Origin of the sequence: Mesorhizobium sp. M1227, from assembly GCF_040318315.1 — a bacterium.
Lineage (GTDB): Bacteria > Pseudomonadota > Alphaproteobacteria > Rhizobiales > Rhizobiaceae > Mesorhizobium.
The window spans coordinates 105,810-125,590 of record NZ_JAMYLZ010000010.1 but is presented as its reverse complement, the minus strand read 5'-3'; the positions used below and the strand labels follow the sequence as shown (position 1 = coordinate 125,590).

Annotated in this window: 16 protein-coding genes and 2 pseudogenes; 3 read left to right on the top strand and 15 right to left on the bottom strand. The window is 63.7% G+C overall.

Features of this window, described 5'->3' with window-relative positions; all coding sequences use genetic code 11:
* Nucleotide 1 precedes the first annotated feature (1 nt).
* From nifH (NKH28_RS15360) to nifH (NKH28_RS15300), 13 genes and pseudogenes are all read right to left on the bottom strand, one after another.
* Complete coding sequence (gene nifH / locus NKH28_RS15360; RefSeq protein WP_352979457.1) at nt 2–895, bottom strand: nitrogenase iron protein; 894 nt, start codon at nt 893–895, stop codon at nt 2–4.
* 486 nt (nt 896–1,381) lie between these two features.
* Entirely contained in the window at nt 1,382–2,638 is a 1,257-nt protein-coding gene (locus NKH28_RS15355; RefSeq protein WP_352979455.1) for a type II toxin-antitoxin system HipA family toxin, read from the bottom strand.
* On the bottom strand, nt 2,613–2,942 hold the full coding sequence (locus NKH28_RS15350) for a helix-turn-helix domain-containing protein (protein ID WP_352979453.1): 330 nt from the start codon (nt 2,940–2,942) through the stop codon (nt 2,613–2,615). Before NKH28_RS15350 ends, NKH28_RS15355 begins: the two co-directional genes overlap by 26 nt.
* Before the next feature lie 289 nt (nt 2,943–3,231).
* Complete coding sequence (fni, locus tag NKH28_RS15345; RefSeq protein ID WP_352979451.1) at nt 3,232–4,281, bottom strand: type 2 isopentenyl-diphosphate Delta-isomerase; 1,050 nt, start codon at nt 4,279–4,281, stop codon at nt 3,232–3,234.
* Nucleotides 4,282–4,366: 85 nt separating this feature from the next.
* Nucleotides 4,367–5,269, bottom strand: a complete 903-nt coding sequence (locus NKH28_RS15340; RefSeq protein ID WP_352979449.1) for a terpene synthase family protein — start codon at nt 5,267–5,269, stop codon at nt 4,367–4,369.
* Nucleotides 5,266–6,816, bottom strand: coding sequence for a hypothetical protein (locus tag NKH28_RS15335; protein WP_352979447.1), 1,551 nt, complete (start codon nt 6,814–6,816; stop codon nt 5,266–5,268). The genes NKH28_RS15340 and NKH28_RS15335 overlap by 4 nt, the downstream gene beginning before the upstream one ends.
* Nucleotides 6,817–6,965: 149 nt before the next feature.
* Nucleotides 6,966–7,964: a polyprenyl synthetase family protein gene (locus NKH28_RS15330; protein WP_352979445.1), complete on the bottom strand. Its 999-nt coding sequence runs from the start codon at nt 7,962–7,964 to the stop codon at nt 6,966–6,968.
* A gap of 149 nt (nt 7,965–8,113) precedes the next feature.
* On the bottom strand, nt 8,114–9,457 hold the full coding sequence (locus NKH28_RS15325; RefSeq protein WP_352979443.1) for a cytochrome P450: 1,344 nt from the start codon (nt 9,455–9,457) through the stop codon (nt 8,114–8,116).
* Nucleotides 9,457–10,299 carry an SDR family oxidoreductase gene (locus NKH28_RS15320; protein WP_352529852.1) on the bottom strand — a complete coding sequence of 281 codons (843 nt, stop codon included), beginning with the start codon at nt 10,297–10,299 and terminating at the stop codon, nt 9,457–9,459. Before NKH28_RS15320 ends, NKH28_RS15325 begins: the two co-directional genes overlap by 1 nt.
* A 168-nt stretch (nt 10,300–10,467) precedes the next feature.
* Nucleotides 10,468–10,593 (bottom strand): annotated as a pseudogene (locus tag NKH28_RS15315) (ferredoxin); the annotation flags it as partial.
* Between the two features lies 1 nt (nt 10,594).
* Nucleotides 10,595–11,884: a cytochrome P450 gene (locus NKH28_RS15310; protein ID WP_352979441.1), complete on the bottom strand. Its 1,290-nt coding sequence runs from the start codon at nt 11,882–11,884 to the stop codon at nt 10,595–10,597.
* Between the two features lie 94 nt (nt 11,885–11,978).
* On the bottom strand, nt 11,979–13,181 hold the full coding sequence (locus NKH28_RS15305) for a cytochrome P450 (RefSeq protein WP_352979439.1): 1,203 nt from the start codon (nt 13,179–13,181) through the stop codon (nt 11,979–11,981).
* 152 nt (nt 13,182–13,333) lie between these two features.
* Nucleotides 13,334–13,527 (bottom strand): annotated as a pseudogene (gene nifH / locus NKH28_RS15300) (nitrogenase reductase); the annotation flags it as partial.
* Nucleotides 13,528–14,836: 1,309 nt separating this feature from the next.
* On the opposite strand from nifH (NKH28_RS15300), the gene NKH28_RS15295 reads away from it, so the two are divergent.
* The 3 genes from NKH28_RS15295 (at nt 14,837) to NKH28_RS15285 (ending at nt 18,151) form a co-directional block, all read left to right on the top strand.
* Entirely contained in the window at nt 14,837–15,370 is a 534-nt protein-coding gene (locus NKH28_RS15295) for a peroxiredoxin (RefSeq protein WP_352450770.1), read from the top strand.
* 69 nt (nt 15,371–15,439) lie between these two features.
* Nucleotides 15,440–16,876 (top strand): RNA polymerase factor sigma-54, encoded by a 1,437-nt coding sequence (rpoN, locus tag NKH28_RS15290; RefSeq protein WP_352450769.1) that lies wholly within the window; start codon nt 15,440–15,442, stop codon nt 16,874–16,876.
* A 57-nt stretch (nt 16,877–16,933) separates the two neighbouring features.
* Nucleotides 16,934–18,151, top strand: coding sequence for an MFS transporter (locus tag NKH28_RS15285; RefSeq protein ID WP_352491455.1), 1,218 nt, complete (start codon nt 16,934–16,936; stop codon nt 18,149–18,151).
* 558 nt (nt 18,152–18,709) lie between these two features.
* Here the strand turns inward: NKH28_RS15285 and NKH28_RS15280 are convergent.
* Together NKH28_RS15280 and NKH28_RS15275 are read right to left on the bottom strand one after the other, a co-directional pair.
* Nucleotides 18,710–19,144, bottom strand: a complete 435-nt coding sequence (locus tag NKH28_RS15280; RefSeq protein WP_352979435.1) for a hypothetical protein — start codon at nt 19,142–19,144, stop codon at nt 18,710–18,712.
* Nucleotides 19,144–19,746, bottom strand: coding sequence for a hypothetical protein (locus tag NKH28_RS15275; RefSeq protein ID WP_352491457.1), 603 nt, complete (start codon nt 19,744–19,746; stop codon nt 19,144–19,146). The genes NKH28_RS15280 and NKH28_RS15275 overlap by 1 nt, the downstream gene beginning before the upstream one ends.
* Nucleotides 19,747–19,781 lie beyond the last annotated feature (35 nt).

The following is a 19,781-nucleotide window of genomic DNA, read 5'->3' as shown; positions in this document are numbered from 1 at the left end:
GTTACTGTGCGGCCGCCTTGGCCGCTTCCTTGACCTGAAGCTCGGCAAGCATCTGCTCGTCAGTCTTCATGATGCCGAAGTCGAGCAGCATTTCCTCGAGCTCCTCCATGGTGATAGGGGTGGGGATGGTGCCCTGGCCCGAATTGGCATGGATCTTCTCGGCCAGCGCCCTGTATTCCCCGGCCTGCTTGGAGTCCGGCGCATACTGGATCACAGACATCTTCCTGAGCTCAGCGTGCTGGACGATGTTGTCGCGCGGCACGAAGTGGATGAGCTTGGAATTGAGCCTGGAAGCCAGCGCTTCGGCGAGGTCGAGCTCGCGATCGGTTTGGCGCTCGTTGCAGATCAGGCCGCCGAGCCGCACGCCGCCCGAATGGGCGTATTTCAGGATGCCTTTGGCGATGTTGTTGGCGGCATAGAGCGCCATCATCTCGCCGGACATGACGATATAGATTTCCTGGGCCTTGTTCTCGCGGATCGGCATCGCGAAACCGCCGCACACCACATCCCCGAGCACGTCGTAGGAGACATAGTCGACATCGTCGTAGGCACCGTTCTCCTCGAGGAAGTTGATCGAGGTGATCACGCCGCGGCCGGCGCAGCCGACACCCGGCTCAGGGCCGCCCGACTCCACGCATTTGATGCCTTTGTAGCCGACCTTGAGCACGTCCGCGAGTTCCAGGTCTTCCACCGAACCTTCCTGAGCCGCGAGGTGCAGGACCGTATCCTGCGCCTTCGCGTTCAGGATCAGGCGGGTGGAGTCGGCTTTGGGGTCGCAGCCGACGATAAGGATTCTCTGCCCGAGGTCGACAAGGGCGGCGAGCGTATTTTGGGAGGTGGTGGACTTGCCGATGCCGCCCTTGCCGTAAAAGGCGATCTGACGCAAACCTGACATGTAGCTTTCCTTCCTTCGTTCCATTCATCGCGGCTGCCGCGACATGAATGCCGGTCGGGCAGCTGTCGCCGCCTCGCACCCAAGGATCTCAAGACTCGTGCCAATTTGGCTGATGGAACCGAAGAATAATTTCATGGTTGCTTTTCAGGGATTTAGCTTAGAGGCCAAAGAAAGGATCGTCGGTACAAGCCGTGTAGCGGACCCGACAATGGGGACATAAAGCGTCGGATCTCGATCCTCAGTCAGCGCATTCGTTCGAACCGCATCGTTGTGTTGAGGTGAGCGAACAGCTTCTCGACCCTCTAACGTTAATTGCGGGATGGGCGAGCTCTTCTGTTCCGGCGAGCTGACGTGCTTGGTCTCGCGTATCCTCATCGACACTGCGCGGAGTCTTGCGCGCCACGCTGGCATACCATCGATCCACGGCCATCCATCCGGGGCCGCGGGCGATAATTCCGCCATATCACCAACTCAAGGGAGCTCGGCTCACTTATCGGCGCAGGACTTCAGTATCGGCGTCATCGCCTTCACATGTTCGTCGATCCGCTCGAGCACTTTCGCCGCGACAACGTCGCGCTCAGGCAGATGCCACCAGTGCTCGTTGACGAGTTCGACGGTCTCGACCACTGCCTTCAGGACTGCCGGCTCCGGAAGCCTTGCACGGTTCGCAAACGCTTTCCATCGCTGTGCTGCTAGCGCCTTGAACGAGCGCTCCCCTCCAAGGGACAGCGCCATGGCGTCGGCGGGAATATATGGCACGGTCGACAGGACGTCGTAGATTGGTGCAAGCACCGGCTTGTCGCCGTTGCCGGGATAAATCAAAGACCAGTTCTTGAGGTGCATGTCGCCATTGCCAGTGATGACCGTCAGCGCCAGGCGGCGGACGAATTCGAGAGCCGCCGTAGGGGAGACGGCCACGCCAAGGGCCAAGGCTATGTCGTGATAAGCGGCCCCCTCATATTTGCGCGAGGGATAGACACCGAAGACCTGAGCGAAATCCTCGATGTGAATCCTCTCCCCCTCAGCGCCGCGATCGAAGCGTTTGACGAGAAGGACCTTGCCCTCTGACAGCGTATTGAATTCCTCGGGAATATCCTCGAAATCGGACTTCTCGACAAGTTCGCGTTCAGGCACCTCCATGCCGATCGCTGCAGCCAACGCCAGGTTGGCGAATTCATTTTCGGAAACGCCCGGAAACGCCGTCGAAGGGAACTTGGCGACGTACCGGCCCTGCTCGTCGTCCATCGGCAAGGTAAGGCCACCGCCTTTTCCAGTGTTCTTCATGACCGACAGCTTCATCTGCACGCCGGCAAGTGAGAACCGTGCCTTGGGCTTATCCTTTGAAGCATCCTGCGAAACCGCTATCGCGCCGTCACTGGGCAACGCCCGTACGGCTCCCGGCAGATCGGCGCCCAGCGCCGCTAAAAGATCGAAATCATTGCCTGGCCGCACATTGCCTTCGTGGTGCTTTTCCATCGCCTCGCGCAATTTCTCCTCCGGTAGGAGGTTCGCGAAGAAAGCGGGCAAGGCGCCCGCCAGAGGCTTCGGATCTTTCCGCAATCCTCCCGTCGCTGCCCGGAACGACAGGCTGAAAACCGGAAAGCCGCCCGTCGCGCGGTAGGCCTCATCGAAGTTGAATGCATTGAAATCGCCCGGCGTCCTAACGATTGTGCCGATCTTCATTGCGTTCAAGAGCACGTCCAGCGACGGGATCGTCTTAGGTGCGCGAAAGACTGGAGCCATGATCGTCATCGTCAGGTTGAGAAACAAAGGCGGGGCTATCGTCATCATCATGCGGACGCAATAGAGCCTGGACAGCCGGCACCATGACTTGCGGAACCAGCATCATTTCCAGACCGAGCGCGCGAGCGATATTCATGAGCGTCGTCGCACGCGCCGCTGCGGCTCCCTTTTCGATGTCGCGATAGCGGGGACGGGATATACCCGCCAAATCAGCGACCTGCTCCTGCGTTAGGCCAGCGGCCAGCCTCGCCTGCCTGAAAAGCCCACCGATTTCGCGGAGAATTTCCGACTCAGAGTCGATCATGATACCTATACGATCTTTTCCAATGCGCGATGATACGCAAAGGTATCTCATCCAGCGAGCAAGTCAAAACTTTTATGATCTGTTCGCGTATCATATATGAAGATAATGATATGCAAAGAGATCAATTCTTCATTCGAGGATCTCCCAGGCTTTAGCGCCGCACAAGCGAACGGCGTTCCTCCGACAACAGCTGCTATGGCCACCGCCACTTCAGCGAATGGCTAGTTTACCTCAGCGCCGATGCGCCCGACGCTGGCCCTATGAATGCGAAAGAGACGCGACCCCGGCATCAACCGGCGGGCAGATGTGCCGAGGGCAACAAGCGCGCCTGACGCAACGACGCCAGATCAGCCGAGCCGGTGCAGAAGCAGGCGATGGCCAACTGGCGGATGACGATCTCGAAATGCGCGACAACCGCCTCGGTGGATACCGTAGCCGCGCGCAGCACGCCGGCCGCCTGCCCGGCGATGTCCGCGCCCAGGCGGATGGCCTTGGCCACGTCGACGCCGTCGCGGATCCCGCCCGACGCGATCAGCTTCACCGTTGGCAGCGCCCGACGTACCGCCTGCACGCTGGCGGGGGTCGGAATCCCCCAATCGGCGAACGCCATCGCCACTGCACGGTCGGCGGCATCGCGGGCGCGCTCGCCCTCCACCGCGGCCCAACTGGTGCCGCCGGCGCCGGCGACATCGATCACCGCCACGCCCGCCTCGACTAGCGCACAGGCCACCGAGGCGGACAGGCCCGACCCCACTTCCTTGGCCACGATCGGCACGCCCACGCTGCGCGCGGCGCGAGCGATCTGCGCCAGGACGCCGCGCCAGTCGCGGTCGCCCTCCGGCTGTACCGCTTCCTGCAGCGGATTGAGATGGACGATGAGTCCATCGGCTTCCAGCGCATCCACCGCCCGGCGCGCCAAGTCCAGGCCGTCAGCCTCGCGCAGTTGCGCGGCGCCGACATTGGCCAGCAAGGGAATGTCTGGGGCCAGGCGGCGCAGCGCGCGCGTCAGCCCCTGGGAGTTGCGGGATTGCAGGCTCACGCGCTGCGAACCGACGCACATTGCGATCCCCAAGGCTTGCGCTGCCTCGCTCAGATGCCGGTTGATGGCCTCGGCGCGTGGCATGCCGCCGGTCATGGAGCTGATCAGCAGCGGCGCGCCCATGGTCTTGCCCAGCAGCGAAGCGCGCAGGTCGATCTGCGTCAGGTCCAACTCGGGCAATGCGCAGTGTTCGAAACGGATGTACTGCCAGCCGGCGGCGGCCTTGGCCAGCGCCGTTCGCCGATCCAGCACGATGTCCAGGTGGTCGTTCTTGCGCCGGCTCAGGTTGGTGTCGCTCATGCTCGCTCCATACGTCGCGTCGGGCGACGGCGTTGCGTCGGATCGGACCGACGGCAGCGCGCGCACGCCGCCGCCTCCCCCGCGTTCAGGCCGGCGCACGCTGGCCTCCCCCCGCAGCGTCGCTGCGGTAGCGGCTGGTTGAGGTCTGGTAGTACTGCGCGCGGATGGCCACCATGGCCTCGATCAACGGTCCCCACGGCGCGGGAAAGCGTTCTTCCGCCATCACCCGGTGCAGCATGCGCGTATGGCCGGCCAGCTCGTCGTTGAGGAACTCCACCACAGGCATAGCCGGATAGCGCTGCAGCAGCAGGATCGCCGCGTTGTCGGCCTCGCTGGCCGACCTGTCCTTGTCGCGTCCATGTAGATCGTTCTGCAGGCGCCCTATCGCCGAGATGAGCCGCAGGACCTGGCGAAACGCCGGACGCGCGCGCAAGGTCGCCATGTCCAGCCCCCACAGCAACGACAGACAACAGAACACGTTCGTGTAGGCGATCGAATCGATGCCGTTGTGCAGGTACTCGGCGTAGGACCAGCGTTCCGCCCCTGCCGCCTGCGCGTGTCCGGCGCGCAGCGCTGCGCAGTAGCACAGGGTATCGTCGAGAAGCTGAGCATAGTCGCGACGATCGTAGGCGAGCGCGGCCAGCGAAGCGCGCAGCACAGCGCAGCCCCCGAATCCGGGGAGCGCGCACGGCCCGCCCTGCCCCAGCGCCTGCTCCACGGCGGCGAGCTGCTCCGGCCCGATCAGGCCAAGGTCGTTGCAATCGTCGAGCCAGAACAGCAGCGCCAGTTCGCGATAGAACGCCACGATCAGCGTTTCGTCCAGCGGATCGCGGCCGGTGCGGGCGCTGGTGTCGCGCAGGCTCGGGTGGATGCGCTGCAGGATGTACTGGCCGCCCCTGACCGCTTCCACGGCATGCTCGTCGGCGAACCCGGTCAGGGAACGCCCCCACTCCAGCACCTGCTGCAGCGCGCGTTCGGTCTGGATCATGGCGCCGCTCCTGCTCCCCCGGCCAGGACGCGCCGCCCCCAACGAAGCGCCAGCCACAACCCGGCGAGTTCGGCCACGCGCACCACCCGGGTGGGGCAATACAGTTCCTTGCCGATCCACAGCGGCGTCTGCGGCAATGCATGCGCCACATGGCGGGCGAGCATCCACTCCAGCGCACGCGCCACCGCCTGCGCGATGCGCCGGCGCCCTCTCGGCTCTTCGCTCCCGTCCATCACGTGCAACGCGAACAGCGCATAGGCGGTTTCCTCGAATGTGGACGCGCGACCGGCGCCCCAGCCGCCGTCGCCGCGCTGCGCCTGCAGCAGCGCCGCCAGCGCGCGCTCGTCGCGCCACTGGGGCTTGCCTTGCGCCAGCGCAGCGACCGCATGCGCGGTGGGATACAGCCACGAAACGTGCCATTTTTCGTTGTCCCATAGACCATGCGGGTTGCGATTGGCCTCGACGTAGGCGCTGGTGCCGTCGGCGGGCTTTCCCAACATTCGCAACGCATGCAGGGCATGGATGTTGGTCGACACCGAGGCATTGCGCTCGCCGGGGAAGGTGACGAACAGCTCGCCGATTTCGAAATGGCGCAAAGCATCGACCGCCGGGTCGCGGCCTGCAAGGCGCAGGACGCACATCGCAACGGCGGTGTCGTCCGCATCGGCCGCGAAGTGCAAGGCCGGGCCCAGACCGCGCACGCCCAGGCGGGCGTCGAGCTGCGCGACGATCACTTGCACCGCCTCGGCGAGCGCGGGATGCGCGAACAGACCGGCCAGATGCAGGGTGTACAGCGACCAGCATGGCTCGAACACATTGATCGGCCAGACGTTGGGAACGACACCTTCGATGCCGCTGCGCGTCGCCCGCGATGCCGCCTGCAGATACGCGTCGGCGCGCCCGACCTGCGGCGTGCTCCCCTGTGTCACGGCGTGCGCACGCCACGCGGCGGTGGCCGCCGGACTGATGCCGATGCTGCCGTCGTCATCCGGGCATGCGGTGGTCGGCGACGTCCCCCAGGCTTCCCAGGAGTGCAGCAACGGATGGCCGCTCGGCAACGTCGCCACCGCCCCCAGCTTGACCAGGCACGCTTGCCGCAACGGCAACAGCGCCGGGTGGCGCGGAAAAGCCACGCCGCCCAGCAAGGATGCGGCCTCGCCGCACAACTGCGGCAGGATCAGCTCCGCGCCGATCGGCGCGTCTTCCGGAACCGCATGCGCGTAGGGATCGGGCTGGCGCTCGAGGAACCGGGTTGCAGCCTGGACTGCGTCGGCAGCGCCGGAAAGAAGATCGGCACGCTGCAATGCCAGCAACGCCGCCCACGTGGGCGCATGGCGGAACAGCGGGAAGTCCGCGCTTCCCCATCCGCCATCGGCCTGTTGCTGCGCGATGAGCCACTCGTATGCGTCCTGCCGACCGGTGACGTTGCCGTGGAACTGCAGAGCTCGCGCCGTGTCGTAGACGGACGGACCGACGCTGCCGCCGTCGCTCATCTTGCTCAGCAGGTGGCGCAATTCGGAAAGGATCTGTTCGGACAGCGCGTTCACGCGGGATGTTCCTTCTGCAGAGGGTTAACGAGAACCAGGATCGGGCAGACGCCGCGCACGTCGTCGCGGATTCGGACACAGTGCAGCATGCACCGCTGCCGCCAGCCGATCGCAGCGGCACAGGGGCGACTCCATGCGGACGGGCGTGCTCATGCGCATGGCGCGTGCTTGGACAGATACCCGTTGGCCCGCTGCAGTATCTGCGCCAACCGTTCCGCACGCGGCCCCAGCGGGGCGATGGCTTCCCCGGCGTCGCGCAACAAATCCAGCGCGAACTGGCGCGCTGCCTGCAGCCCCATGATCGACGCGCAGGTCGGCTTCTGCGCCGCCGCGTCCTTGCCGGGGGTCTTGCCCAGCGTCGCGGTATCCGCTGTCGCGTCGAGAATGTCGTCGACCACCTGCAACGCCAGGCCGAAACAGGCGGTGTAGCGATCGAGCGCACAGTACAGAGCAGCGTGCGCGGCATCCTCCGCGATGGCGCATAGCGCGCCCATGCGAACGGACGCGCGCACTAACGCTCCGCTCTTCATCCGGTGCATCGCCACGATCCTGTCCAGCTCGACGTGCTTTCCGACCAGCGACAGATCCATGGCCTGCCCGCCTGCGGCACCCTCGGCGGAAACCGCCTGCGCCATTTCGCGCACGAGCGCGATTCGGTTGTCGCCCGGCGCATCCAGGCTCGCCAGGGTCAGGAAGGCGTGCGCCTGCAGCGCATCGCCGACCAGGATCGCAGTGGCTTCGCCGAACTTTACGTGCACGGTCGGAAGGCCGCGGCGAAGCACGTCGTCGTCCATCGCGGGCAGGTCGTCGTGGACCAGGGTACAGGCGTGCATCATCTCGATGGCGGCGCCGACGTCGTCGAGCATGTGCGCCGGCGTGTCGGCCAGTGCGCCGGCCGCCAGACAGAGCAAGGCGCGGGTGCGCTTCCCGCCATGCAAGGTGGCGTAGCGCATCGCCGCCATCAGCTCGGTCTCACCGTCGTCTTCGGCGCAGAGAAGACGCGCCAGCGCCTGTTCGACCCGCTTTGCGCCGTCCTGCATCCAGATCTCCGGCAGCAGCCTGCCGGATGCGGCGCGCGCCTGCGCGCCCAATCCGCCGAGCGCGGGAACGCCAGTTCGGTCGTCGTGTAGCGTGGAACCGGTCTGCATGTTGTTTATGTCCTTGTACCTGACATGGCCACGGCGAGCGCCGAGCCGCCGCGGTGTTGCCGGCGTCGCACCGAGCGCGCGCGCCGAGTGCAGCAATGCCGCGCGTCGCCGGCGCCGCTGCCTCGCCACACGGGGCATACGATGCCAGCTCATGAGAATCCGATTCGGATTTTCATGGACGGATGTGCGGTCGGGTAATAGCGCCGGCCTTTTTCGACGCCGCTCAGCAACCGCGGCCGCACCCCGGCCTGGTGCATGGTCAGCGCCAAGGCGATGCAGAACTGCACCATTTCCAGCCATACCAGGTGGTAGCCGATGCAGACGTGTGGGCCGGTACCGAACTGCAGCATGTCCACCGGCCGGATCGGCTCCGCGCGTTCCAGCCACCGCGCCAGACGGAACTGATCAGGCGCCTCGTGCAGCAGCGCCGAGGTCGAGAAATGCAGCAGCGGGATGCACAGATGGGTGCCCGCGGGAATGCGCCGTTGGCCGAGTTGCAATTCCTGCAGCGCGCGACGCGGCAGGAGCGTGGTCGCCGGATGCAGACGCAGTGTCTCGCGGAACAGCGCCTCGGCGACCGGACACAGCGCCAGATCCGCGTGCCGGGTCGGCACCGCGCCCACGCGTTGAGCCTCCTCGACCAGGGCGTCCCACAGCACAGGCTGCCGCGCCAGCTCGATCACCATCCAGGCCATCGTCGAGGCAGTGGTGTCGTGACCGGCAAGCAGCAGCAAGCGGATATTGGCGACCAGGACGTCATCGGAGAGCCTATCGTCGCTGCGGTCGAAGACGCTCACCATGTCGTTGATCAACCCGGTGCGCGCAGCATGCGCGCGCGCGTCGCGAACGAACTGGCGCAACTGCGCGTCGATCCAGTCGCGGGCGGCGCGGCCGCGCCGCAAGGGCAGTCCGGGCAGGTCGACCGGGGGCGCGACGATCAGCTGCAGCAGTTGCCGGTACTTGCGATGCCATCCCGGCAGGTCCTGCGCGGGGATTCCCATGAGGCTGAAGATGAGCTTGAGCATCAGGTCGCCGGTTTCGCGCAGGATGGTTGCCTCGCCGCGGTCGCGCCACGCCTGCACCCGCGCCCGGATGACGGGCGCGAACAGGTCGCCGATGCCGGCCTGGGTCAGCCCCTTGGGCAGGAACGCCGCCTTGATCGCATCGCGCGCCTGCCGGTGCGCGCCGCCGTCCTGGGCAACCAACGTTCCGCCAAGCAATTCGGGCGCGATCTCTTCGATCAGCGCCGAGGACACGTCCTTGTGCCGGAGCAGTGCGAACGCTTCCGGATCCACGCAGGTCATCAGGTGTCCGGCAGGGCCGAAATCCAGCCAGAAGTGGCTGCCCAGCGTCCGTTCTGCGCGCTGCAGCAGGCGCGGCAGGTCGCAGACAATGGCGGGAAGATGCCCGACCAGGGGGAAAGCGCCAGGCATGACCGGGATGTCGCATCGCAGCCGGTGCCGACGGTTGAGTGGGTTGAGCAGCATGTCCATCAGCAGCGCGCCGCCGCCGCCGATTCGGTGTCGCCGGCAGGGCGCGCGGCGCAGCTGTTGCCACCGTCGGCGTATGTCGGCACATGCGCCAGCATGCCGCCATCGATGCACACGACCTGGCCTGTGATAAACGCAGCATCGTCGGAGAGCAGGAACGCCACGAGCGCGGCCACGTCCTCGGGGCGGCCGACGCGCTGCAGGAGCTGGTGCCGGCGCAGATGCCGTTGCATGCACTCGTCCAGCTTGGCGAGGAGACGCTCGGTCATGACGAGACCCGGCGCAACGGCGTTGCAGCGGATCTGCGCATGACCGTATTGGGTGGCGAGCGAAGCCGAGAGCATGTTCATCGCCGCCTTCGACGCGGCGTAGGACGTCTGCGCCGTGTCACCGCTGAGCCCCTGGCACGACGACATGTTGACGATCGCGCCACCGCCGCGGGCGATCATCCGTGGGATGGCCTGCCGGCAGCAGAGCAGCGTGCCGCGCAGATTGGTCGCCATGGTCTGATCCCAGACCGCCAGGTCCAGGTCGAGGATCGCGCGGTCGCGTGAGGTCAGATGCATGGCGCTCGCATTGTTCACTAGGAGGTCGACCCCACCGAAGTGCCGCTCCGCCGTCTCGAACAGCGCTGCCACCGCCTGCGCATCGGCGATATCCATGGCTAGGGGCAGCGCGTGGCCTGCTTCGGCCCCGATCTGCGCGGTGCAGGCGATGGCCGCCGAGCCATCAATGTCGGCCACCACCACTCTGCCGCCCCCGCGCGCGATGGCGAGAGCGCATGCCTTGCCGATGCCGGCGCCGGCGCCGGTCACCACGGCCACCTTGCCTTCAAACCGTCCCATCGTGTCTCCTGGATTGCATTGGTCTTTCGCAGCATGCCGCTGGGCCTGCGCCGGAGAAGGCGCAGGGTCGGCGCTGGCGCGCTGGTCATGGCCAGCGTCGCTTTCGATGACCCGAATGGCGGCGACCGGGCACTGGTTGGCCGCAAGCCGCACGGCAGCGTGCAGCGCCTGCGGGACCGTCGCCACGCACACTTCGGCCACGCCGTCCGGTTCGCGCTGGCGAAAGGTGCCCGGCAGCGTCAGCACGCACTGCCCGGTAGTTCCGCACAGATCCTGATCGACCAGGACGCGCATCTCAGCCCTCCTGCCAATGCAGCCGCACCGGCAGCGCGCGGAACGTCCTAAGGAACGCGGAGGGCTCCCGGGTCGGCTGCTCGGCCAATGCCAGCGTGGGGAAGCGCGCCTGGATCCGCGGCAGGCTCTCGGCTAACTGCACCCGGGCCAGTTGCGCACCAAGGCAGAAGTGGATGCCGTGGCCGAAGGTCAGCATGATCTTCCCGTCGATCGACATGCCAGGACTGGTGCCGTAGAACCGCACGGGATCGAAGCGGTCGGGATCGGCGAAGGCGTCCGGGTCGCGATTGCCGGCCGCGATCAGCACGCGCACGTCCGCGTTCTTCGGGATCACCACGCCGCCCAGTTCGATGTCGCGCTGGGCGATACGCGGAATGGAGCTGAACATGGCGGGCGCGTCGTAGCGCAGGGCTTCTTCGACGAATGCCTTCACCCCCACGGCATCTCCCCTCAGCCAGTGCCGCTGTTCGGGATGCGCCAGCATCGCCAGGACCGCATGGCCGATGGCCGCGGCAGTGGTGGCGAAGCCGCCCAGCAGCATGCCCCACAGCATGCTGATCAATTCCGCATCCGACAGCATCTCGGCATCGTCGTCGTGTGCGCCGACCAGCATTGACACGATGTCGTGGCGGGAATCGGTGCGCTTGCGCTGTATGAGGTCGCCGAAGTAGGCCTGCACCCTGGCGCTGGCCGCGTCCCCCGCAGCGAGTTGGGGATCGCTGGCGTGCGGGCTCAGGCCTTCCAGAATGGCGCTGATGCCGGTGACGAGCCCGAGAATGTCGTCCCGGGGCATGCCGAACAGTTCGCCGAAAACCAGCATGGGCAAGGCCAGCGCGAATTCCCGATGCAGGTCCACTGCCTCCCCGCGCTCCAGTGCGGGCGCCATGCCGTCCAGGCGCGCTGCGACAATGCGAGCGATGGTCGGCCTCAGGTTGTCGATCTGGCCGATGGTGAAATCGCGCGAGATCAGCCGGCGCAGACGCGTATGCGTCGGAGGTTCCTTCATCGCTAAAGTGGACGCCAGCAAACTTAGCGACAGGCTGGTCGCCGCACGCGGGAAATAGCGCGCCAGTTCGCCTGGCGCCGGCCCCCGAAAAGCATCGCCCGTGGCCTTGAGCGCCCAGTAGATGTCGGCGTGGCGGCTCAACAGAAAGAGGCCCGACGCCGCGCGATGCACCGGATCGTGCTCGCGCAACCACCGCATGAACGGATACGGGTCGTGGATGCACGCTGGCGACGCCAGTTCGGCGAAGGCGTCCCGGCATGCTGCCGTGGTTTCTTGCAAGTCCATATTGGTTACCTGTTGGCTGGCTGATCTGACCGGCGCGCGCCAGGCGCGACGGCAAATTGCGGAGAAGATCGCGATTCCCGGCGGCGTCCGCCCATCACCAGAGCACCGGGAACTCCTCGAACCCGCCAGTGATGATCTCCTTGCGCAACTTCAGTTCTTCGGGCGCCACGGTCAGGCGCAGCGCGGGAAAGCGCTGGAAGATCGAACCGAACACCACCTTGAGTTCCAGCCTGGCCAGCGCCGCGCCGATGCAGTAGTGCGGCCCATGGGAGAACGCCAGGTGCGGGTTTTCGTCGCGTCCGATGTCGAAGTTTTCCGGGTCGTCGAAATGGCGCGCATCGAACGACGTCGCCGGCAGGCCGACAAGCACCTTGCTCTCCGCAGGAATTTCCACGCCCGCGATAGTCACGTCGGTACTCGGATAGCGCATGATGCCGTCCCAGCCCGCGCCCGGCGGGTACATGCGCAGGATTTCCTCCACCGCCTTGTCCACCAGGGATGGATCGCCGACCAGGCGTTCGCGCTGTTGCGGATGGCGGAACATGGCCAGCAGGCCGAATTCGATCTGCGCGACGGTGCTCTCGTGCCCCGCCACCAGCATGCCCGCCGCCAAGCCGATCGCCTCTTCCTCGGTCGCCTTGCCCTGGTCGACCGCCGCGAGCAGATCCGTCAGCAGGTTGTCGCCAGGATCCTGGCGCTTGTCCCGCATCTTGCCGCGAATGTAGGCGCGCAGTTCTTCCCAGGCCAAGCGCGACGCGCTGCGCGGGCCGCTTTCATGCTGGTGCGTCATCACCTCGTCGGACAGCCCGGCGAAAAAGGCGTGATCCTCGTAGAGCACGCCCATCAGCGCGCTGATGACCATGGCCGGAAGTGGAAAGGAGAGGTGGCGCCGCAGGTCGGCGGGCTGGGGCTGGGCCGCCAGTGTCTCGAACAACTGCGCGGCGATCGCCTCGACCTGCTGCTCGAGCAGCTTCACCCTGCGGTGGCTGAAGGCCGGCGCCACGATCGTGCGTAACCGGGCATGCTCGCCCCCCTCGTGCGAGACCAACCACCCCGGTGATCCGAGAATCACCGAATCCGGGGTGAATGCCGCCGGCGGCATTCCCGAGGGCCGGAACGCCGCGTCGGACAGCACCGCCTTGGCTTCATCGTAGCCTGTCACCCACCAGCCTTCGTGCCCGGACGGGAAGCGCACGCGGTGGATCCGACCGTTGGCGCGTTGCGCCAACATCTCGGGCGAGGGCTCGATGTGATCGACGCGCCACATCGGCAGCGTCGGCAAGGGTTGTTCGGACATGGTGGCACTTGATCTCTAAGCGATGGAAGGGCGGAAGGTGACCGGCAGGCGCTGCGGGCAGCGAATGGCTTAGGAAGGCATGTAGACGACGTCCTCCGCAGCGTAGCCGATTCGATTATCAAGGTCGGCCAACGTGTAACTGCCTAGGCATACCGCGCGGCGAGATGCAGAACGTTATCCTGCGCCTTCGAGTTCAGGATAAGGCGAGTGTGGCGGGCCTTTGAGTCGCAGCCGGCCATCAAGATTTCCTGCGCAAGGGTCGACAAGGGCGGCGAGCCTGTTTGGTAGGGGGCGGTTTCGCCGAGGCCCCCTTCCCATAGAATGCTATCTGATGCGGATTTGACATTTTGCTTTTCTTTCTTCGTTCCATTCGTGTCATCCACGAAATGAAAGTCGGTCGGCGGCTCCCGGCCAGCAACGAAGGTGCTTCAAATCTCGTGCCAATTTGGCCGCAGCAGAAAAAAATTGTGGCAGCTTCTCAGCGGCCTAGCCTGAGGCCAGAGAAGAGCTAGGCGAAATAGGCCGGTGTCGCGGGCCAACAAAGGCGACGGAAGAGTGTCGGACAGAACGCCTCGGGCGACCTTTAGGTCGGGCTTGCGACATTCTGGTCCAGTTTCGAACATAAGAGGGCGGCAAACAGACACGATTGGGAATTCGATCCTCACGGCGCCAGGGCGCTTGCCCAAGAGCGCGCGCTCATGTTGCTGCGAGAGGCGCGTGTTCGCGATAGCCGGGCCTGCGCACCCATGAACGCTAGCGGCACACGCTACGCAATGACTGGAGTGCCCGCCAGCCTCAGGTAGTGCATCGGCTCCGCTTTCGGTTCTTCTTTGCCCAGCCCGGGCTGAAGCGCCGAATATCCGCACCCTACAGCATCGTTGTTGCCTGTGTGACGAGGCGGTATAGCGCGCGCCCGATCTTCTAAGACACGGCCTCCGAGAAGAAGGGGGCGGTCCAACAGCACCTCTATTTGAAATGGCACGCCGCTTGCTGCTCCTGGTTAGAGCACCATCAAATCACGATGAAAGCGACTTGCACCATGCCCGACGCGCGAAGCTCTAGACAGTGGCCTGAGGAGACGATGCCCGTTCCCGCTGAACATCGGGACACCGTCTCCTCCGGAAGGCCGTTCTCGGTGGCCGCTTTGCGCATGGCTGGTCCGATGCCGGCACGCCAACACGGGCCGCTCGCGCAAATGCCGTTTACCGGTTCTGTTCAGCATGTGAGTGCCCAAGAGCCCCGTCAAAGGGTCACCCAAGCCAAGGCCGGCGGGTCACTGCCACATATCGACAACACGCTGAACCAGTCCAGTGACCCGAGTCTGCGTGAAGTGACATTTCAGGCCCCCACATGCTTGCGATATTGGCTACTTCCGGCCGCTATCCCTTTTCCAAACGCACGATCGCGAGTGACCGATCCCGCTTCCGGCGCCATAGCCGGGGGAACCAAGCGGCTCGACGGTGTCCAGCTCGCTCAGATCGATTGCGTTCGGGTGGCCAAGACCAGCCGCCAAGACCTTCCTATACGTCGGGAGGGAAAAAGGAGGTTGCGACCCGCGAGGTCCTCATTCCGTGCCGGGAATACGAGCCTTTGCTCGGTATTGCGCCAGCCTCTGCCAGAATTCAGCGCCAGTTTTCTTCTTTAGGAGCAACTTGATGACAGTTCAAAAGAAAGTTCCCTTCGTCACCTTTCTCACGCGTGTTCACGATAAGTCAGTCCAGGGGACAAATCCATATCGCTGGCAAGAAAAGACATCTGACGACTACTTTGCCGGCAAGCGGGTCATCCTGTTCTCGCTGCCTGGCGCCTTCACGCCGACCTGCTCGACCTACCAATTGCCCCAGTTCGAAGAGCTCTATGATGAGTTTGAGAAGGAGGGAATTGACGCGATTTACTGCCTCTCAGTCAACGACGCCTTTGTCATGAATGCGTGGGGGAAGTCCTTGGGTCTGAAGCAGGTCGAGCTCATCCCCGATGGCTCAGGCGAGTTCACACGCAAAATGGGCATGCTGGTCGCCAAGGACAATCTCGGCTTCGGGATGCGCTCCTGGCGCTACGCCGCCCTGATCAACAATGGCGTGGTGGAGCATTGGTTCGAGGAGGAAGGTTTCTCCGACAACTGCGAGGCCGACCCCTATGGCGTCTCGTCCCCGCAAAACGTTCTCGAAACGCTGAAAGCCGCCGCATGACCTAGAATACGTCTCAGTGGTGCCATTGCCGGCCCCAAGAGGCTCCTCGACAGGATTTTCGCGCTCACCATGCAATCCTCAGCAAGCCTGCTTCAGCGCCAGAAGCAATCCATGGTCGCATCGCCTCAACTCATTGAGTCGATTCGCCTGCTGCAACTGGCGCATACTGAACTGCATCAGTTCGTGGAGCGGGAAATCGAGAAGAACCCGCTTTTGGAATCTGCATCAAGCGATGGCGGGCCTTTTGACGACGTCTCGATTTCGGGAGCGGATCAGCCTGTCGGCCCTGGCGCAAACGCCGTTGAAGGACCGACCGGGGCAGGGTCGGCTGAACGGCTCGGGCAATGGAAATCACTCGGCAACACGACCAACAACCCGCCGGGCAATGGCCCTTCCCTCGACGAGTTTGCCACCCTCGCCGAAACATTGCACGACCATGTCGCTCGTCAGATCGCCCTCACTGCGTTCACACCACAGGAGCGGCTGATCGCTGGCCAGCTTGCCGCCGATCTGGAAGACACTGGCTATCTTCGGGCAAACCTTTTGGAGCTGGCCGAGAGCCTGAATGTCCATGAGGCTGTTGTGGAACGGGTTCTCGGAACCTTGCAGCAATTTGATCCACCGGGAGTTTTTGCGCGAAGTCTCAGAGAATGCCTCGAGATTCAGTTGCGCCAGCGAAATCGGCTCGACCCGGCAATGGCAGCTTTGGTTGCCAATCTTGAAATGCTTGCGCGACGCGATTTTGAGGCACTGAAGCAGCATTGCGGCGTCGATGAAGAAGACCTTCTCGACATGATGCATGAGATTCGGGCGCTCGATCCCAAGCCTGGGAACCGATTCCAATCCGGTGCGTCTGAATCAATCATACCCGACGTCTGGGTCACGCCCTCGCCGCAAGGCGGGTGGCAGATCGAACTTGATCCCGCCACACTGCCAAAGCTGCTGATCAACCAAAGCTACTATGCCGAAGTGTCGCGTCAAACTCCCCAAAATTCAAAAGATAAAGCATTTCTCGACGAATGCTTGCAAAACGCGACCTGGCTGATCCGCAGCCTCGATCAGCGCGCCAAGACCATTGTTAAGGTTGCGGCTGAAATCGTGCGTCAGCAGGATGCCTTTTTGGAACATGGCGTCGCCCACCTGCGGCCTCTCAATCTCAGAACCGTCGCTGACGCGATCGGCGTGCACGAGTCGACGGTAAGCCGGGTGACCTCGAACAAGTACATGCTTACCCCGCGCGGAGTCTTTGAACTGAAGTATTTTTTCACCGTCGCGATCGCGTCCTGCCAAGGCGGCGATGCGCACTCCGCCGAAGCTGTCCGGCATCGGATCAAAGCGATCATTGCCGCAGAATCTCCCGGCGACGTGCTTTCCGATGAGGACATCGCTGTCCGGCTGAAGGAAACCGGCATCGATGTTGCGCGCCGCACCGTCACAAAATATCGCGAAGCAATGAACATCCCCTCCTCCGTGCAACGCCGCCGGGAAATGCGCTTGTGTTTTTAGATTTGGGTCAAGGCAGCCAACATCACGTTGCATTGCATCAAAGTGGAGACTTCGTTCATGACCCAATCCGCAGCAGGCGTCATGGACGCTGTTCTGCACGACCCAGAAAAGCCCGTCCCACCGTCTGGTCCCGCATGGGGTGCGGTCATTTCGCTTTCCTTGGGCACCTTCGGGCTGGTCACGGCAGAGTTTCTGCCTGTCAGCCTGCTCACGCCCCTCGCGCATGATCTCGGTATCAGCGAGGGAGCGGCTGGACAGGCGATGACGGCAACAGCTATCGTCGGGGCGATCTCGGCGCCGACGGTGGCCATCATCACAAAGCGCCTGGACCGCAGGACCGTCATGTGGACCATGACGCTGCTGCTGATCCTGTCGGACGTTCTGGCGGCCGGCGCGTGGTCGCTGGCGGCTCTCCTGACTGCACGCGTCGTGCTCGGCATAGCGCTCGGAGGCTTCTGGTCGATGTCGGCAGCACTGGCGATGCGGCTCGTTCCAAGCCACTTCCTGCCGCGCGCCATGTCGATCATCCTCACCGGCGTTTCCGTAGCTACCGTCTGCGCAGCTCCAATCGGCGCTTATGTCGGCGATATCTGGGGATGGCGAAGCGCCTTCGTGCTCGCCGCAGCCGGCGGCGCCGCTACACTGCTCGTGCAACTCATAACTATTCCGAGACTGCCTCCGATTGGAGTGGCTAGCTTCCGCAGCCTGCTGGATGTGGCCAAGATTCCGATGGTCAAAATTGCGCTTTTGGTCATCCTGCTGGTCGCTTCCGGCCACTTCGCCGGAATCACCTATATCCGCGCCTTCCTCGAGAAGATTCCCGCGCTGGATGTCGAAACGATCTCGCTTGTGTTGCTTGCTTTTGGCATCGGCGGATTCTTCGGCAATTTGGCCGGCGGGCTTCTGGCCGAGTACAGTCTCAAGGCAGTCGCTGCCCTTGCACCGCTGCTCATAGCGATAGCCGCTGTTTCGCTGCTGACGGCGGGAGCATCGGCCTCGGCCTCGGCGATTGCGGTTGCCGCGTGGGGCTTTGCTTTCGGCGCGGTGCCGGTGGGATTGCAGACGTGGATGGTGCGGCGCGCCGCTCCCGAGCAGGCCGAAAGCGCCGGTGTGCTGATGGTCGTAGCGTTCCAAGTGGCAATCGCAGCCGGCGCGATTTTCGGCGGACTATTGGTGGACAATGCCGGGATTACCAGTGCCATTGCCTACAGTGCTGTTGCCACGTTCCTCGCCGCCCTGACAGTGTTCCTGCTCGGCCCGAAGCGGGAAACCTAGACCGCCTGACAGAAGAGGCCTCAGCAGCGCAGCGGGACGAGAGATGCAATCGCATGCACGGCGCGGCGCGATCCTCCGCATGATTACGCATGGACCAGCGCAAGCGCCTCGCCGGCTTCACCTCCGGGCCACGCGACCGACACCGGTTGTCGACAAAGCACCTCGGTGCGCGGCATCTGCCGCACCGTTAAAGCCAACGTACAGCGACCTTAGAGGCTCGCGCATACGCATCTGAGACACTCAAGGGTAGAGATGTCCCAAAATGCAAGACGATAAGAAAGCCTCTCGGTTTGGCGTTGATCGTTGACACAAGTGCTATATCAGCGGTCTGCGTCACTGAGCTCCACGTCAGGAACATACTGTCGGATGCCAGACTATCCGAATCGACGGACGATGCAGTGTTCATCGAACTGCGCAGCAGACTGATTGAATCTACGGCGTGATATACGCTGAATTCGAGCAATCGTACAAAATTGGCCGCACTGAGCTGGCGCAAACATCGATGTCGTACGTAACGCGATACGATCTCAAGCAGGTTCGCGGAGGAAAACGAGTTCGTCACAGCTCTGCGCGCCGGCGAGTAAGGACTGATTGCACGATTGCGAAGCATGAGGGACCATTACTACCGACTTGAGCATCGTTTGGAGGACTGCGATATCCCCACATGAGAGATTGGGTTCGGCACCGAAAGCAGCAATGCCGATCCATCGCGACCCTGAGCTTTAGCCTCCGGACGTTCGGCGCTTGCTTGCCAATCAACCAGCGCCGTCGGGCCAGCGGATCTCGAATCCGCCGGTTCCAATGGGCCAGGCCAAGGCCAAAGCCGTTGTCAAACGCCAGACTTAGATCGTTCTTGCTCGTCACCTTCGCACCGACGAGAATTACCTGTCGGCCAGTCCACCGCTGATGCTGGCGGTAGTCGAGCAACTGGCCGATCGCGGCGCGAATCGCGAAGCGCATCGTAGCCGCATCAGCAGGCTTGATCTCGACCATCACTTCCGGCATTGCGTCAACCGCAACCGAAGGTCGTCGCGAAAACAAGCGGGAAAATCAATCCGCGGATATCGCTCGCTGAGAAACGCTACGAACTGTTTGTGCAGACTGTCATGCTGAGGATGGACATTGATCTCGTACTTCCGCACATACCGTTTGTAGACGTCGGACGCTGCCGCTCCAGCCGGTCGGCCACGACCTCCATCATGATCGGGCGATGCCCCGACGGGAGCGACTGGCTCGCCTTCGATAAATGCCTTTACTCTCTTGACGAATGCTCTGGCGGATCGATCTGTCGTATCGTTCGCATACCACCAGCTTGCCTGGCCGCTCCACCCTTTGCCACGGTGCCTATCCTCCGGGGGCAGCACGAATGCATTTTCGGCGAGTGTCCTAGCCCTGAACGACCTGATCTTATCCTTGTAGTGCTGGGCGGAAGGGTTACGCCCCTTGAAGTGCTGGCGGTGGCGATACAGTCGCGCACCGCGATACCACCCGACCACCACGCGCGGATCTTTGCCTTCCTCCGGAGCCGTCCAAACGATGTCGATCCCGTCGACAAATTCGTCGTGCTTGCCTGAACCCAGATTCTGGATGCGCACCTGCCGATCCAATTCGCCCTTAATCGTCTCGAAGC